This window comes from Lawsonia intracellularis PHE/MN1-00 (genome assembly GCF_000055945.1).
GTDB classification, from domain to species: Bacteria; Desulfobacterota; Desulfovibrionia; order Desulfovibrionales; family Desulfovibrionaceae; genus Bilophila; species Bilophila intracellularis.
The window spans coordinates 786,421-802,409 of record NC_008011.1 but is presented as its reverse complement, the minus strand read 5'-3'; the positions used below and the strand labels follow the sequence as shown (position 1 = coordinate 802,409).

Sequence of the window (15,989 nt, the reverse complement as noted above, 5' to 3'; positions counted from 1 at the left end):
TTGTATACAAACCTAGCTATAAATACTACATTACTTCTTTTGTCATTCTCAATATTTTATTAGTAGTAAAACAATATATGACTATATATTTATTATAGTTATTGAATTAAAAATATTTGTAGGAATTTATTATTTTGTAGAAATTTATTATTCTATCTTCCACAGTCATATTTTTACTAAAAAATAACTCTAATGTAATTTTTTTGTATTTCTATAATTATGACTATTAGAAATTTTACTTAATTTTATTATTATATCTCTTTAAAATTTTTTTCCATTTTTAAAAGAGATATATTCAATATAATATTCTCAACTAACTAGATATAAGATTAGTCTATAACAAGTTGTTATTCAAGCATTTTTTTAAATATTTTTCAAAAAAAAAAAGAAAAAATATAAAAGTAGTATTACTATCTTTATGGTAATTATACAGTTTTAAGTAGTTAGTACTATATATTTTATAATTTAGATTTAATACATAAAAAATATAATAATATATAACATATTTTTATACATAAAAATTTTTTTAGTTATTTAGTAAAACTTAAAATTTTTATAATATAAATTTATAATTAATTATACTAATGTATATACATAAATTTTTATTATTATACTATTTATATATTTATTTTGTATTATTTATACTCATTTTTATTTTTTTATTATAAAAGTAATAAAATTATTTATACATACTATTAATGTAGTTATTTATCAATATTATTAAGATATTGGTTCATTAATACATATATTTTTTGATGAGAAGATAAAAGTTCATCTTTTCTAGCCTGTTCTTTTTGAACAATTTCTTTAGGAGCATTTTGTATAAAATTTTTATTTTTTAACCTTTCTGTTATTTTTTGAAGCTCAGTATCAATTTTATTTAATTCTTTAGTTAGTCGTTTGTATTCTGCATTAAAGTCAATAGCACCAGATAGAAAAACTATGATTTCACAATGTTGGATGATATGGTTTGCTGAAGGACCAGGAGCTTTTTGGTTAGAATCAATAGTAAGAGTTTCTAATTTAGCAAGTGTTATAATAAGGTTAGAATTTTTTTGTAGAAGAGATAATTGGATAGAGTCGATAGGACGTAATAGTACAGAGAGTTTATAAGATGGTGAAATATTTAGTTCAGCTCTGATAGTCCGAATAGCACTTATTACCTCTTGTAAAAAGATCATCTGGTTAGCTTCGTTAGGAGAAAGACAGTGAGAACGAGTTGAAGGAAAGGGTTCACAAGCAAGTTCTTGTGTATGACCAGGAAGCGCCTTCCAAATTTCACTTGTGATAAAGGGAATAATAGGATGTAGGAGAATAAGTAGTTCTTTTAATCCAAGCCAAAGAACATATTGTGCTTGAGTTTTGTGTAATCCTTCTTCTTTGAAATCTATTTTTATGATTTCTAGATACCAATCACAGAATTCATTCCAAAAGAATTTGTAAAGTGTTTGGGCCATATCATTAAAGCGATAATTTTTTATAGAGTCGTTTACATCTATTTTTACTTCTTCAAGGCGGTGTAAAAACCATTTATGATGGAGAGCTGTAATCTCTTCTATTGATACTAATTGAACAGAATCTGTGGGAAGATTCATCAATGCAAAGCGAGAAGCATTCCAGAGCTTATTCATGAAATGTCTATAGCCTTCAATTCGTTCTTCTGAAAGGCGAATATCCCTTCCCATAGCTGCAAATGCAGTAAGGGTAAATCGTAAAGCATCTGTTCCATATTTTTCTATCATTTGGATTGGATCTATGCTATTACCTAATGATTTAGACATCTTACGTCCTTCTGAATCACGGATAAGAGCATGAATATATACATGACGGAATGGTACATCTTTCATAAAATGAAGGCCAAACATCATCATTCTGGCAACCCAGAAAAATAATATGTCAAAGCCAGTTACAAGGATTGAGGTTGGGTAAAACATAGCCAGTTCTGGAGTTTTATTTGGCCAACCAAGAGTACTAAATGGCCAGATTGCAGAGGAAAACCATGTATCAAGTACATCTGTTTCTTGGATAAGATTATGAGAGCCACATGGACATGATGATGGTTCAGTTTCTTCTACAAAAAGTTTATTACAAGAAGTACAAGTCCATGCAGGGATACGGTGCCCCCACCATATTTGTCTGCTTATACACCAATCTCGGATGTTATCTAGCCAGTTGTAATAAGTTTTTAACCAGCTTTTAGGAAAAAGTTTTGTTTGTTCTGGAACAGCAGCACGTGCCTGAGGAGCCATTTTGGTTGCAGCAACAAACCACTGTTCAGAAACATACGGTTCTATTACTGTATGAGATCGATAACAGTATCCTACTGTATGCTCAATATCTTCAATCTTGATAAGGTGATTGTGTTTTTGAAGGTCTTCTACAATTTGCTTACGACATGCTTCTTTAGAGAGTCCAGTATAAGGTCCTGCCTCATCAGTCATGATACCTTTATCATTAATGGCTTGGATAAAAGCAAGGTTATGTCGATGACCAAGCATCCAATCATTAACATCATGGCAAGGTGTAACTTTTAAAACTCCAGTTCCAAAATTTTGATCTACATAGCTATCGGTAATGATTGGAACAATTCTATTTATAATAGGAACAACAGCTTTTTTCCCGATGAAATTAGTATATCGTTTGTCTTTAGGGTTTATACAGATCCCTGTGTCGGCTACAATGGTTTCTGGACGTGTTGTTGCTATTATTAGATCGTCAGAACCATCTTCAAGTTTATAACGGACATAGTAAAGATTCCCTTTCTCTGTACGATGTTCGACCTCATCATCAGAGAGGGCTGTATGACAATACGTACACCAGTTAACAATATATTTTCCTTTATAGATATACCCTTGTTTATAAAGCTCAACAAATACTTTTCGAACAGCTTGAGAGAGGCCGTCATCCATGGTAAATCTTTCACGTGTCCAATCAACAGATGCCCCAATTCTACGAAGTTGTTCAAGGATATGTGTACCATACTTTTCACGCCACTGCCAAACTTTTTGGATAAACGCTTCCCTACCAAGTTGTTCACGAGATACATTTTCTTTAGCAAGCATACGTTCTACAACATGTTGTGTTGCTATGCCTGCATGATCAGTTCCTGGTATCCAGAGAACTTTTTTACCTTGTTGTCGAGCATGACGACAAAGAATATCTTGAAGCGTAATGTTTAATGCATGACCTATATGTAAAATTCCAGTCACATTTGGGGGAGGAATGACTATACAAAATGGCTCCCCTTTTTCATTCAGGTTAGGAGTAAAGGTATTGTTACGTTCCCAATGGTCACGCCAATATGTTTCTATGTCTTTAGGCTCATACGCTTTAGGGAGTGTTACATCAGTCATGAATATCTCCAGCAGACAAATTGTTTTGTCCTATTATCATATATAGTTTTTTGATTAAAAAGAATAAAGTCATTTAATCTAGTTTGATCTCTAAGTAAGATATATTTAGATAGAGCCAGATTTTTTGTTACTTACTAATGTAGTATATAAAAAATAGCTTACATAATCTAATCTGACAAGACATCAAGATTTATTTGTCTATATGAAATCTATAAAGAAAGAATAAAAACACAGAGATGTATTAGTTTTTATTATCAAGGATAAGGAGTAGTGATAATTAGGCCTTAGTAGATAACTAATTAGGTTAGCTAGCAATAATATTATATTAATGTATTGTTAGTGTACTTTTATATACGCTATTCTTATGATGAAGAATAACTTTAGTAGTAAGTAGTACAACAAATATTAGATTTGTTAAAATTGAATAATTTAACTTTTCAATAAGTTTGTTATTAACAATTATAATATAGCTAGATGTTAAAAATAGAGAGCTCGCTAGTTGTAATAGGACTTATCTATCACAATTAAATTTAATACAAAATTAGATAAATTGAAGTTTTTATAACTTGATATATAATTGCATGCAGATGTAACTAGCTATTTTCATGGTCAATATAGATAGAGTAGTAAATTACAGTTAGGTATATGTTACATATAGTATTTTCAAAGGTTATTTAGAGATCTATTAAGTTAATGTAGAGAGAAACTATTAGATATTATAGCTAAGTTATATTATAGGTAGTTTGGAAGAGGGTATATCAATGACTAAGTTGTCACCGTTAATGAAATATCAAACACTTACTTATGGTTTAAGTATACAGCAGGGATTAGTTGTTGATCCTAAGATTGTATTTTTTAGTGGTGGGACAGCTCTTAGAGAAGTAGCATCGTGTCTTACACAGTACACAAAGAATGCTACATATCTTATTACACCATTTGATTCTGGTGGGAGTTCTGCAGTATTACGTCAAGCTTTTTCTATGCCTGCTGTGGGGGATTTACGTTCAAGATTGATATCTCTAGCAGATAGAACTTCTCCAGAATATAAAGAAAAGATTTTTTTATTTGAATACAGGTTACCAAAACAAGCATCATCAAAGGCATTATTAGATGAAATGTGTCAACTGAGGGATGGTAACCATCCAATGATGTATCATTTTTCAAATGTCACTTTACAATTTGTAAAGGAAGAAATTCGTTTTTTTCTTACACAATTACCAGAAGGTTTTGATTTATCTGGAGCAAGTATAGGTAACATTCTTTTGACATCAAGGTATTTACAAGAAAACAGAGATCTTTTTGCAGCAGTGACATTTTTTTCTCACTGGTTAGGGAGTAAAGGTGTTGTTAGACCTCTTATAGATGCTAATATACATTTATGTGTACAGTTAGAAAACGGTGAAATTTATATAGGTCAACATCGTTTTACAGGAAAGAAAGATAGCCAAGTTTCTTCACCAATACGTAAAATATGGTTTTCAAAATCACTGGACAAAGTAGAATTAGCTGTTCTTAAGGCAGATACGTTTATTTGTGAATATATTCATTCTGCTGACTTGATTTGTTTTCCTATGGGAAGTTTTTTTTCTTCTGTGGTTGCAAACTTACTGCCTGTGGGGATTGCTGAAGCAATATGTAATACCTGTTGTCCAAAAGTTTTTATTCCTAATCTTAATAATGATCCAGAGTTATTTGGTCTTTCTTTAAAAGAACAAATACAATATCTAGGATATATCTTAAGAAGCGGTGAAGCAAAACAGAATATTTATCCAGATATAATACTTGTAGATAGAAATACAAATAACTATCCAGGAGGTATTCCTTATAAATGGCTTATAAGAAATGGTATAGAATTGATTTCTACAGAGTTGATAACTAAAACTTATGCTCCTTATTTTGACCCACAAAAAATTTGCCAAACTTTAATACAGATTCTGAATAGAAACGTTTATAACATAACTCAATCTACTATGAATAACAGTTATTGTTAATTCAAAGAGAATTCAAGTTCAGGTCTTACTTGGCAGACTACTCTGATATCTTTTCCTTTTTTACCAACCATATCTAGTGTTGAAAATTCTTGTGCTTCAATAATATCTATTATTGGGGAAGTTGTTGTATTTGTAATATCTTGAAGGTATTTTTTCAGAATGTTAGATGCGTCATGACAAGCTTCTTTGAGTGAGTAAGAATTAGGAATAGGATATTGGGTGTTGAGGGATGGTACTAAACAAACTTGTCTTTCTGTATTTGCATAAAGTTCTAATACAGCTGTTGGTTTTGTCAGTGCTGCTCCAATAGCATTTGTGACTAAAGTATACTTAGTTGGTGTTATTATAGGTAGATTTAGTATAGTATTTAATAATGGTTTAATACTACTAGCAGGTCCTCCTGTAACTATGCATAGTGTTGGTTGTACATTATGGTTTTCAAGAAGTGCTTCAATTGTATGTATAGGCTTACTGTTTATTTCATTGAGAAGATGGCTAATTCCTTCTTGTAGTTGTTGTTGTGCTGAGTATACAACAGATTGTGCAATATCTTGTGGAATTATATTATATTTTTTAGAAAGTAAGGAAATACCATCATAAGATTTAGTAATATTCCCTACTTGTGCATAGCCTAAGATATTAAGACAATCAAGAAATGTGGGGTGTTCCCCATCAAAAGCCATTGCAGGTCCTTCACGTAGTGGTCCTACTTTTATATGGGGGATTCCATCCATTAGTTGAATATTTACTAAAGAATCTCCTCCAAGAGGTATAGAGTAAGATGCTAATGCTCTTATCAATGTAGGTTTTTTTTGGATAATTAGCCCTGATGTTGATAATATTGGTTTACCTTTTACTATGATAGAAATATCTGTTGTTGTTCCACCTATATCTAAAAGGAGACATGTTTCAGAAGTAGGATATAATGCGATGAGTCCCATGATGCTTGCAGAAGGGCCAGAGTGAATAGCCTCTATAGGGATAGAACGTGATAGTGCTAAAGGAATGGATCCACCATCTGCTTTCAGTAAAAAAGTTGGAGCATTAATAGAAAATTTTTTAAGTACAAGTTCAATCGAAGTTATAAATTTATTATGGATATTCCATACAGCAGCATTCCAGTATGCTGTTGTAATACGACGTGGGAAATTTAAACTGCCTGATAGCATATGGCCTTTTGAGATAACTGGTGTTGTATAGTGTTCAAATATTTTTTGTATAACTAATTCCATGTCATTTTCATGTTTAGGGTTACGAATAGAAAATTTAGATACACACGCAAATGTATTAATACCATTTTTTTTCCATTCATTGATACATGTTTGTAGTGGACCTCTTTGTAAAGGATTAATCTCTATACCTCTATGATCAAGCTTAGCAGATGTAAGAAAGCTATGCTCGCCAATAGTAAACCAATTAGGATTAATCCCTGGGCCAGAACCTAAGAGAAGTCCTACTGGTGATTGTTTGTTCTGAACAATAGCATTGATAGCAAGAGTACTTCCAAAGGTTATACGTGTAACTAGTGAGGAAGAAATTTTTGATGTAAAAAAAAGTTGTGTTAGAGCTTGTTCTATTGAGGATGAAAAATTTTTATGATTTGTAGGTACTTTTGCTTCAGCAACAACGGTTTTATTATTAATGATAACTGCATCAGTATGAGTTCCACCCATATCAAGTCCAATATACATAACTAGCTCCTTAGTAAGGCAATAATCATTATAGGTGGATAAGTCATTGTCAAAGTTATCCTATAACATATGGTAAATTAATGCATAGCAATATAACTAATTACTTTGTATAGTATAATTAATAAAGCTTTTAGGCTAGGATTGAATGGTAACTAATATGCTTAAAGAATCAAGTTTAGCTTATTAATTCTTGTCAAAATGTATTCCTGTTCTTACTATAGTAAGATAATTTGGATTATATGGATTGCAATACAAAATTGTTGTTAAGGAGTATTAGAGTTGTGACAAGTCAAATAAAAACTTTTATTCTACTTGCAGTCCTTTCTGGCTTACTTATTGTTATTGGTGGGGTGTTAGGTGGGAGGACAGGCCTTATTATTGCCTTTGGTTTAGCTTTACTTATGAATATTTGGAGTTATTGGTATTCTGATAGCTTTGTTATACGTATGTATAATGCAGAACCTTTATCATTTGATGAAGCACCTATGATTCATACTATGATAGAAGAGCTTGCACAAAGTGCAGGTATACCTAAGCCACGGATTGTGGTTATTCCTGAAGATGCACCAAATGCTTTTGCTACAGGTAGAGATCCAGAACATAGTGTTGTAGCTGTTACGGAAGGGATTATACGTATTTTATCTCCAGAAGAATTGAAAGGCGTTTTAGCACACGAAGTTGCACATATTGCAAACCGAGATATCCTTATTCAAACAGTAGCAAGTGTTATAGGTTCGGCGATAGTTTCTATTGCCAATTTATTACAGTTTACAGCTATTTTTGGTTTTGGACAACACAATGAAGATGGTGAAAACTCAAATCCTCTTGTAGTATTAGCTATGGCATTACTTGCACCAATTGCTGCAACAATCATTCAATTTGCTATTTCTCGTTCACGAGAGTACTTAGCAGATGCAACAGGTGCAAAGCTTACAGGTAAACCTCTTGTTCTTGCAGGGGCTTTGGAAAAACTTTTTAATTGGAACCAACAGATTCCAATGCAACAAGGTAATCCATCAACTTCAGAATTATTTATTGTTGCACCATTGTTTAGTGGGAATATGGCTACTTTATTTAGTACCCACCCCGATATTCATGATAGAGTCATACGATTACGAGCTATGGTCCAAAATCATAATTAACTTGTCTTATATATGTAATCATGTTTTAGAATTGAAGGATCATCTTAACTTTTAAGGTGATTAATAGTTGTTAGCTTGTTTAACGTTTATGTCGTCCCAAGTGGAATGAATAGAATAAAATAATTAACTATATATAGATATATGGAATAACTATGTCACGTTAACATTACTTACTCAATATTATTAACGTATTTAGAGTAATTATAGGAGTGATGAAGTAACTAATATGAATACACAGTCATCCAGTAATATTGGAGATAAATTAAAAACATATCGTTGTGGTTGGGTAGCACTTATAGGTCCACCAAATGCAGGGAAGTCCACCTTAACAAATACCTTTGTAGGTCAAAAGGTTGCTATTGTAACCTCAAAGCCTCAAACAACTAGAAATAAGATAGGTGGAATTCTTACACAAGATGATATGCAAGTTATTTTTTTAGATACACCTGGAATTTGTTCCGAAAAGAATCATGTACAGGGTCAGCTTGGAAAGCTTATGTTGCAATCTGCATGGCAAGGTCTTGCTATTGCTGATAGTATAGTTTGTGTTTTAGATGGTGGATTATATCTAAAAAAACCTGACCTTATGGATAGGGATATTGAGCCTTTTGTTGAAGTTTTGAGACAAGAAGTACGTCCTATAGTTATTGTAGTAAATAAAATTGATGTATTTCATGATAAGTCTCGTATGTTACCAATGTTAGCTAAACTTGGAGAGTATTTCCCAACGGCAGAAATCTTTCCTATTTCAGCACGTTATAAAAATGGTACAGATAAATTATTAGATACAATTTGTTTGAAGTTGCCTGAAGGTGAGGCAATATTCCCTGAGGATCAACTTTCTACAGTTCCAGTGCGTTTCATGGTAGCAGAAATAATACGGGAAAAGTTATTTGAGCAGTTATATCAAGAAGTTCCCTATGCTGTAGCTGTTGAAGTAGAAAAATGGGATGAAGAATCTAGAAAGAACCAAGTGGTGATATATGCTGTCATTTATGTAGCTAGAGCCTCACATAAAGCTATGGTCATTGGCCAAGCAGGCGAAAGGATTAAATCTATAGGAACAATGGCACGTAAAGAAATTAAGGCTTTGTTAGGGAAGAAAGTACATTTAGAGTTATGGGTAAAGGTCCGTGAAAGTTGGATTAATGATAATCAGTTTTTGTATGAACTTGGTTTTGGTACAGAGGAAATAGGATGATATCTGAAGAATTTTTAAAAGAGCGATTAGAATTTTTACATGATCAAATTCAGCAAGCCGTTGTAAGCTCTGGACGTGATAAAAAATCAGTAAAACTTATTGCTATTTCAAAATTCCATCCTGTAAAAACAATAGTGAATGTATTTAATTATGGACAAAAAGCTTTTGGAGAAAACTATGTTCAGGAAGCTATATATAAACAATCAGAACTTTCTGGACTGCCTATAGAGTGGCATTTCACAGGAAGACTTCAAACAAATAAAATAAAGAATGTTGTTGGTCAATTTGAGTATATTCATACTATTGATTCTATAAAGTTAGCAAAACTATTATCTTCCCGTCTTCCAGAGGATGGACCAAGTCAAAAAATTTTACTTCAAGTAAATATAGGAGATGAACCACAGAAAGCAGGTATAACAGTAGCTGAGTTACCTTTTCTTGCAGAAACTATTTTATCATTACCTAAACTTAAGTTGTGTGGTCTTATGTGTCTTCCTCCTATTACTCATAAAGGAAAAGTTGTTTCTTGTTATTTTACTAAGCTCCGTGAGCTGCGTGATAGATTAGAAGTGTTATTAGATATTACTTTACCAGAATTATCTATGGGAATGTCAAATGATTATATCCAAGCTATAAAAGAGGGAGCAACACTTATTCGAATAGGTACAAGTATTTTTGGGCATCGATTAAACAATTAGAGGAAATTTTTTCTTTATTACGACTGTAATATCAAAGAGTTATTACTTGATTTATCTACAGTGTAGAGTATTATTTATAGGTATCATTTTTACTATTGGGATGTAAATTGACTTTGAAATTGACTTTGAAGGAGTATTTCAATGCCAGTAGATGAATTACCTGAAAATAATGACACAGGAGGAAAACCAAAAAAGCGCTCTGGATTAAAAATTTTTATTATTTTACTTGTGTTATTATTACTACTAGGTGTGATTACAGGTGCTTCTTGGTGGCTATTTTTACGATCTGATGCAACATTTAAGCATTTATTAGAGGGAGGGGGTAACCCTGGAACATCGCAGGAGCAATCTGATAATGCTAATAAAAAAGAAGGAGGAAAAGGATCATCACCTACAGATCCAAAACCACTCTTAAAACCTGTCTCTCTTCCTTCTGTTACAGTAAATCTTGCTGATCCTTCAGGGAGTAAATATTTGAGAATAGGGATGGATGTTGAATTAAGTTCTGAAGAAGCTATAACAAATCTTTTAACACAGAGTGCACGAGTAAGAGATGCTATTATTTTACTATTATCAAGTAAAACTTCAGATGAGCTTGTTTCTGCAGAAGGAAAAGTTTTATTAAAAAATGAAGTTGCATCTAGGCTTAATCAAATATTAGGAGAACCAAGAGTTGTACGGATATACTTTACAGACTTTGTTATTCAGTAATATGAGGTAGTTATGGCTACAGAAGAAGAGCTTGCAGCAGAATGGGCTGCCTCTCTTGAAAAAACAGAGGAAGAATCTGCAAAAGTTGAGGAAGAAGAGCTTGCTGATGCATGGGCTTCTGCTTTGGCAGAAACAGAACAACAAGCTGTTCAGGAAGAAAAGGAAAAAGGTTTTGGTTCACATGCAATAGAAGCAACGTTTAAAGATATGACAGACATTGCAAGAACTCCTAGACCTGAGGGAAGTCGTCGAGAGTTAGATTTTATTTTAGATATACCCTTAGATGTTTCTGCAGAGCTTGGGCGTACTCGTCTTCTTATTAATGAGCTTCTTCAGCTTGGACAAGGTTCTGTTGTTGAGTTAAATAAGCTAGCAGGAGAGCCTCTAGAAGTTTTTGTTAATGGGAAACTTGTAGCACGAGGTGAAGCTGTTGTTATAAATGAAAAGTTTGGCGTAAGGCTTACAGATATTATTAGTCCTATTGAACGTGTAAAACAGTTAGCATAGAAGGGATAAAAGGGGATTATATTCAATGGCATGGTTATATCTTATTTCTTCCCTTTTTTCTACTATAGCTGTTGTCCAAGAAAATAAAGGAAGTAATGTAGACAAGTTTTCTAAGGTTGATACAGTCGTAGATCAGGCGATCCATACAGCAAATGAAGTAGCAACACATGCAGATGCCACTTTTTCATGGGGAAATTATTTTCAAGCAATAGGCTTTATGTGTTTATTACTTGCTGGTCTATGGGGAGCAGTTTGGCTGGTTCGCCGTTATGGAAAATTTAATTTTATTCCTTCTCCTACAGCTCTTCCTCGAGATGCACTAAGGATGGAAGCTCAGTTACCACTTGGAGCAAAAAAGGGTCTTGCTGTTATAAAATTTTTAGATAGACGCCTTTTGATTGGTATTACAGAGAAAAATATTATTTTATTAAAAGATACTATACTATATAATGAACGTGATGCTCAGGGTTTTGAACACTTGTTGAATGGGGCCGAGCAACATGATTCTGAAAGTTCCTGAAAAATATTCCATTTGTATAATATGTGTTATTATCTTTCTTTCTGTTAACTTGTTTTTTCCATTAAGTATACAAGCTGCAGAAGACATAGCTATACCTAATTTACAACTTACACTGTCTGGTGGACAGACAGAACCTGAGAAAGTTTCTTTATTATTAGAAATCTTGTTTATGTTAACGGTGCTTTCATTAGCACCAGCCATTATGCTTACTGTTACAAGTTTTACAAGAATTATTATAGTATTTCATTTTCTTAGACAAGCTATGGGTATTCAGCAGATTCCGCCTACCCAAATTCTTGCAAGTTTAGCTATTTTTATGACTGTTATCATAATGTTTCCTGTTGGGAAACAAATTAATGATACAGCACTACAGCCGTATTTGGATGAACGTTTAGGTTTTTCAGAAGCATTAACACGTGCACAAGCTCCATTACGGACGTTTTTATTTAAACATACACGTGAGAAAGATCTATCTATTTTTTACTCTATTGCTAGGATGGAACAACCCAAAAATAAAGATGATGTCCCAACAATTTTACTTTCTGCTGCTTATGTTATTAGTGAATTAAAAACAGGGTTTATCATTGGGTTTCTTATTTATATACCATTTCTTATAGTAGATATGGTTGTCTCAAGTGTATTACTTGCTATGGGTATGATGATGTTACCTCCTATGATGGTTTCTATGCCTTTTAAGCTACTGCTTTTTGTAATGATTGATGGTTGGAACTTACTTATTGGCTCATTAGTAAATAGCTTTTTATTATAATCTACTGTGGAATAGTTTTATTATAAGGAGAAAATTATGACCCCAGAGTTTGTCATTGGTTTTGCAAGACAATCTATTGAGTTGGCTTTGTTAATGGCTATGCCAATGTTGGGGATTGGACTTTTTGTTGGCATAGTTGTGAGTGTTATTCAAACTGCAACACAAATTCAAGAAATGACATTAACATTTATTCCTAAAGTTGTGTCTATTTTTGTTGCACTTCTTGTAGCATTTCCTTGGATGCTAGACAAAATGGTTACATTTACACGCAACCTTATATTGAATATTCCAGATTATATCCGTTAGTAATATAAAGTTAAAAATTGTAATAGCAATTAGTTAACATTTTCTTTTTAGCATTTATAAACTTGACCAAAGAGATATTTATACCATAAAAACTAAATAAAGCCGGGATGGTGGAATGGTAGACGCAGCGGACTCAAAATCCGCCGGGGGCAACCCCTTGCGAGTTCAAGTCTCGCTCCCGGTACCAATACTAGTTTTATTAATTTGTAGGGTATTTTTTATTTTTACTGATGAAGTAAAAAAGTAAAATATGTTTTTACATTATGGTTCATTTGGGGAGAATTCCTAGCTAGAGTTATAATATAATGATAAGCCTTAGATAGGCTTAGGGGTAATAAGATGCGCACATTAAATATTATTGAAAATGCTGAATTTAATGATATCAGCATGAAAAAACAAATGGTTAATAAAGGTTCAAGCTTTTATATTTTAAATTTTAATTTGAAAAAAGGGCAAGAATTACCTCTTCATCATCGTGATATAGATGGTGAACTTGCTATATATATTATTGAGGGAGAAGGTGTTTTTCTTAAAGAAGATGGAACATTCCCTGCTAAAAAAGGTGAAATTTTGATTGGTAATATTAGGGAACCACATGGGTTAAGAGCACATACAGATATGATTGCTATTGCAGCTGTTACCCCTCATTAGTTAATTTTTTACTAAAAGTCATTTGAACCTTCTAAAGTTTTATTTAGAAGGTTTTTAATTATTAGTATATCGATATGCCAGAACTTCCAGAAGTTGAAACTATTGTTCGAACATTGGAACCAATAATTAATGGCAGAATGTGTCTGAACTATACTGTATATAACCAAGATTCTGTACAAGGAGATATATCTCTGGATGTACTTATTGGGGCTATATTTGGAAAACCTTTTAGGAGAGGAAAGCTCCTTCTTATTCCTTTAGTTATTAAAGATAGTCATGTTTATACGTTATGTATTCATTTAAAGATGACAGGACGTATTCTTGTGTATCCTCAAGATAGATGTCCAACCACACATACACGAGTTAGTTTTTCCCTTGATGATGGTAATACTATTTTTTTTGAAGATATAAGAAAATTTGGATATGTCCGTATCTTATCGACAACTGAAGAACCAGTATGGCCATTTTGGAATACGTTAGGTCCAGAACCGTTAGAGATAGATGTTTCAACGTTTATAGAACGTTTTCGGGGTAGGAGAGGTAATATTAAATCATTATTACTGAATCAAAGAGTAATTGCTGGATGTGGAAATATTTATGCAGATGAAAGTCTTTTTCGTGCACAAATTTCACCTATGGCTACTGTTTCACAGTTATCTATGGAGTCAATAGCTACACTTTATCATGCATTGCAAGAAGTTTTATTAGAAGCTATTGCAAGTTGTGGTAGTTCTATTAAAGATTACAGGGCAGCTGATGGCAATGTTGGTGCTTTTCAAAATTCACTTAATGTATATGGACGTTTTGGGAAGCCTTGTGTAGTTTGTAAAAAAGATTTGGAAGGAACACGTATAGGGGGAAGGATGACAGTCTGGTGCTCTTCTTGTCAGCCTATTAATGGATCACATGAATGAAATTTATTTTTTTATTTTGTGGTAATATATGTGTTATTTAACTAAATAGGTAACGTAGTTATTTACTATGATAATAGAACAATTTTTTAATACTCCTATAGGAATGGCTCTCCTTGCAGGGATAGTGATTTGGGGATTTACTACAGTTGGTGCTGCAGTTGTCTTTATATCTAAAGAGTTTTCTAGACGTACTCTTGACTTAATGCTTGGCTTTGCTGGAGGCATTATGATTGCTGCCTCTTATTGGTCACTTTTAGAACCTGCACTAGAAATGTCTGAGTATCTTGGGAAATGGTCATTAGTGCCTGTTGGTTCAGGAGTAATTTTAGGTGCTGCTTTCCTTCGATTACTTGATTATATTCTCCCACACATTCATATTGTAGAAGGTGTTCTAGATGGCAGAAAAAGTAAGTTACCACGTAGTACATTGCTTGTTCTTGCTATTACATTACATAATATTCCTGAAGGGTTAGCTGTAGGTGTTGTTTTTGGTGCTGCAGGGTTAGGAACACCAGAAGCTACGTTATCTAGTGCGATTTCTTTAATGTTAGGTATTGGATTACAAAATATTCCTGAAGGTCTTGCAGTCTCTGGACCATTATTAAGAGAAGGCTATTCACGTAAAAAAGCTTTTCTTTTTGGTTTATTTTCCGGTATTGTTGAACCTATTGCTGTTATTATTGGTGCGCTTGCTGTCACTACTGTAACAACTTTGCTACCATTTGCATTGGCTTTTGCAGCAGGCGCTATGATTTTTGTTGTAGTAGAAGAAGTTGTTCCAGAGTCTTATGCTTCTGGTAATGGAGATTCTTCCAGTATGGCAATTATCTTAGGATTTGTGGTAATGATGTGTTTTGATGTTTTATTAGGGTAGGTCAGGATATTATTACTATGCATTATAATCCATGAAAGCCATACTCTACTTGGCCTTCATGGATATAAATATTGATTTTTTTTTAATGTAATTTTTTCATATGTTCTTTAAATTTTCGAGAAATACGAAATGTAAGGGTATCATGTTCTTTTAAAGTTATTTCTTCGCCTGTTTGAGGATTACGACCTTTTCTTGTTTTTTTCTTGAAAGTTTCAAATTTACCAAAACCACTTAATAATACTTCATGTTCGGTCTTGAGTGCTTTTTTCATAATTGAAAGCATAATATCTAAGCTCCTTTTTGCACTCTGCTGACTAATGTTTGACTTAGAACAAATCTTTTTGGCGATAGCAGCTTTTGTCAATGTCATAGCCATGTTAGCTTCTCCTAAAAGGTTTTGTAGCAGTAAATGTGTCTTATAATAGACCTTGCAGAAGTATCTTTATCTTACCTATCTCATGTTACATTAACATTTTTTATAATATAAATACTAAAAACAGCTATCAGTACTAATAGATAAATTATATATAACTTAAATAGATTACTTTATATATTTACTATAGCGATAGTACTATATCTTATCTATTATCATAAATATATTGTATTATAACTATTATTAATAACAAATTTTATATTATTTTGTAGTAATAAAACTATATAT

The 15,989-nt window shown here is 32.6% G+C and carries 15 protein-coding genes and 1 tRNA gene; 13 read left to right on the top strand and 3 right to left on the bottom strand.

Features of this window, described 5'->3' with window-relative positions:
• Positions 1–704: 704 nt before the first annotated feature.
• Positions 705–3,353, bottom strand: coding sequence for a valine--tRNA ligase (locus tag LI_RS03550; protein WP_011526731.1), 2,649 nt, complete (start codon positions 3,351–3,353; stop codon positions 705–707).
• Positions 3,354–4,114: 761 nt separating this feature from the next.
• Between LI_RS03550 and LI_RS03545 the strand changes: the two genes are divergently transcribed.
• Entirely contained in the window at positions 4,115–5,344 is a 1,230-nt protein-coding gene (locus LI_RS03545) for a GAK system CofD-like protein (RefSeq protein ID WP_011526730.1), read from the top strand.
• Here the strand turns inward: LI_RS03545 and LI_RS03540 are convergent.
• A complete protein-coding gene (locus LI_RS03540) occupies positions 5,341–7,035 on the bottom strand; it encodes a hydantoinase/oxoprolinase family protein (RefSeq protein ID WP_011526729.1) in 1,695 nt (564 codons plus the stop codon). The genes LI_RS03545 and LI_RS03540 overlap by 4 nt on opposite strands.
• A 281-nt stretch (positions 7,036–7,316) precedes the next feature.
• Here LI_RS03540 and LI_RS03535 point away from each other — a divergent pair, with 281 nt between their 5' ends.
• The 12 genes from LI_RS03535 to LI_RS03480 all read left to right on the top strand — a co-directional run bounded on the left by LI_RS03535 (position 7,317) and on the right by LI_RS03480 (position 15,328).
• Positions 7,317–8,177, top strand: coding sequence for a zinc metalloprotease HtpX (locus LI_RS03535; protein ID WP_011526728.1), 861 nt, complete (start codon positions 7,317–7,319; stop codon positions 8,175–8,177).
• Positions 8,178–8,403: 226 nt separating this feature from the next.
• The gene (gene era, locus LI_RS03530) at positions 8,404–9,378 is read left to right on the top strand and encodes a GTPase Era (RefSeq protein WP_011526727.1); all 975 of its coding nucleotides are present in this window, start codon (positions 8,404–8,406) and stop codon (positions 9,376–9,378) included.
• On the top strand, positions 9,375–10,076 hold the full coding sequence (locus tag LI_RS03525) for a YggS family pyridoxal phosphate-dependent enzyme (RefSeq protein ID WP_011526726.1): 702 nt from the start codon (positions 9,375–9,377) through the stop codon (positions 10,074–10,076). Before era ends, LI_RS03525 begins: the two co-directional genes overlap by 4 nt.
• Positions 10,077–10,217: 141 nt before the next feature.
• The gene (locus LI_RS03520) at positions 10,218–10,787 is read left to right on the top strand and encodes a flagellar basal body-associated FliL family protein (protein WP_011526725.1); all 570 of its coding nucleotides are present in this window, start codon (positions 10,218–10,220) and stop codon (positions 10,785–10,787) included.
• Positions 10,788–10,799: 12 nt separating this feature from the next.
• On the top strand, positions 10,800–11,294 hold the full coding sequence (fliN, locus tag LI_RS03515) for a flagellar motor switch protein FliN (protein ID WP_011526724.1): 495 nt from the start codon (positions 10,800–10,802) through the stop codon (positions 11,292–11,294).
• A 25-nt stretch (positions 11,295–11,319) separates the two neighbouring features.
• A complete protein-coding gene (locus LI_RS03510) occupies positions 11,320–11,814 on the top strand; it encodes a FliO/MopB family protein (protein ID WP_011526723.1) in 495 nt (164 codons plus the stop codon).
• Entirely contained in the window at positions 11,795–12,583 is a 789-nt protein-coding gene (fliP, locus tag LI_RS03505; protein WP_011526722.1) for a flagellar type III secretion system pore protein FliP, read from the top strand. The genes LI_RS03510 and fliP overlap by 20 nt, the downstream gene beginning before the upstream one ends.
• Positions 12,584–12,619: 36 nt before the next feature.
• Complete coding sequence (gene fliQ, locus LI_RS03500) at positions 12,620–12,889, top strand: flagellar biosynthesis protein FliQ (RefSeq protein ID WP_015353757.1); 270 nt, start codon at positions 12,620–12,622, stop codon at positions 12,887–12,889.
• 101 nt (positions 12,890–12,990) lie between these two features.
• Positions 12,991–13,076 (top strand) — tRNA-Leu (locus LI_RS03495).
• 152 nt (positions 13,077–13,228) lie between these two features.
• Positions 13,229–13,540: a cupin domain-containing protein gene (locus LI_RS03490; protein ID WP_011526721.1), complete on the top strand. Its 312-nt coding sequence runs from the start codon at positions 13,229–13,231 to the stop codon at positions 13,538–13,540.
• 74 nt (positions 13,541–13,614) lie between these two features.
• The gene (mutM, locus tag LI_RS03485; protein ID WP_011526720.1) at positions 13,615–14,454 is read left to right on the top strand and encodes a bifunctional DNA-formamidopyrimidine glycosylase/DNA-(apurinic or apyrimidinic site) lyase; all 840 of its coding nucleotides are present in this window, start codon (positions 13,615–13,617) and stop codon (positions 14,452–14,454) included.
• A 67-nt stretch (positions 14,455–14,521) separates the two neighbouring features.
• Positions 14,522–15,328 (top strand): ZIP family metal transporter, encoded by an 807-nt coding sequence (locus LI_RS03480; protein ID WP_011526719.1) that lies wholly within the window; start codon positions 14,522–14,524, stop codon positions 15,326–15,328.
• 82 nt (positions 15,329–15,410) lie between these two features.
• On the opposite strand, the gene LI_RS03475 is transcribed toward LI_RS03480, so the two are convergent.
• Positions 15,411–15,704, bottom strand: coding sequence for an HU family DNA-binding protein (locus LI_RS03475; RefSeq protein WP_015353756.1), 294 nt, complete (start codon positions 15,702–15,704; stop codon positions 15,411–15,413).
• Positions 15,705–15,989: the final 285 nt, after the last annotated feature.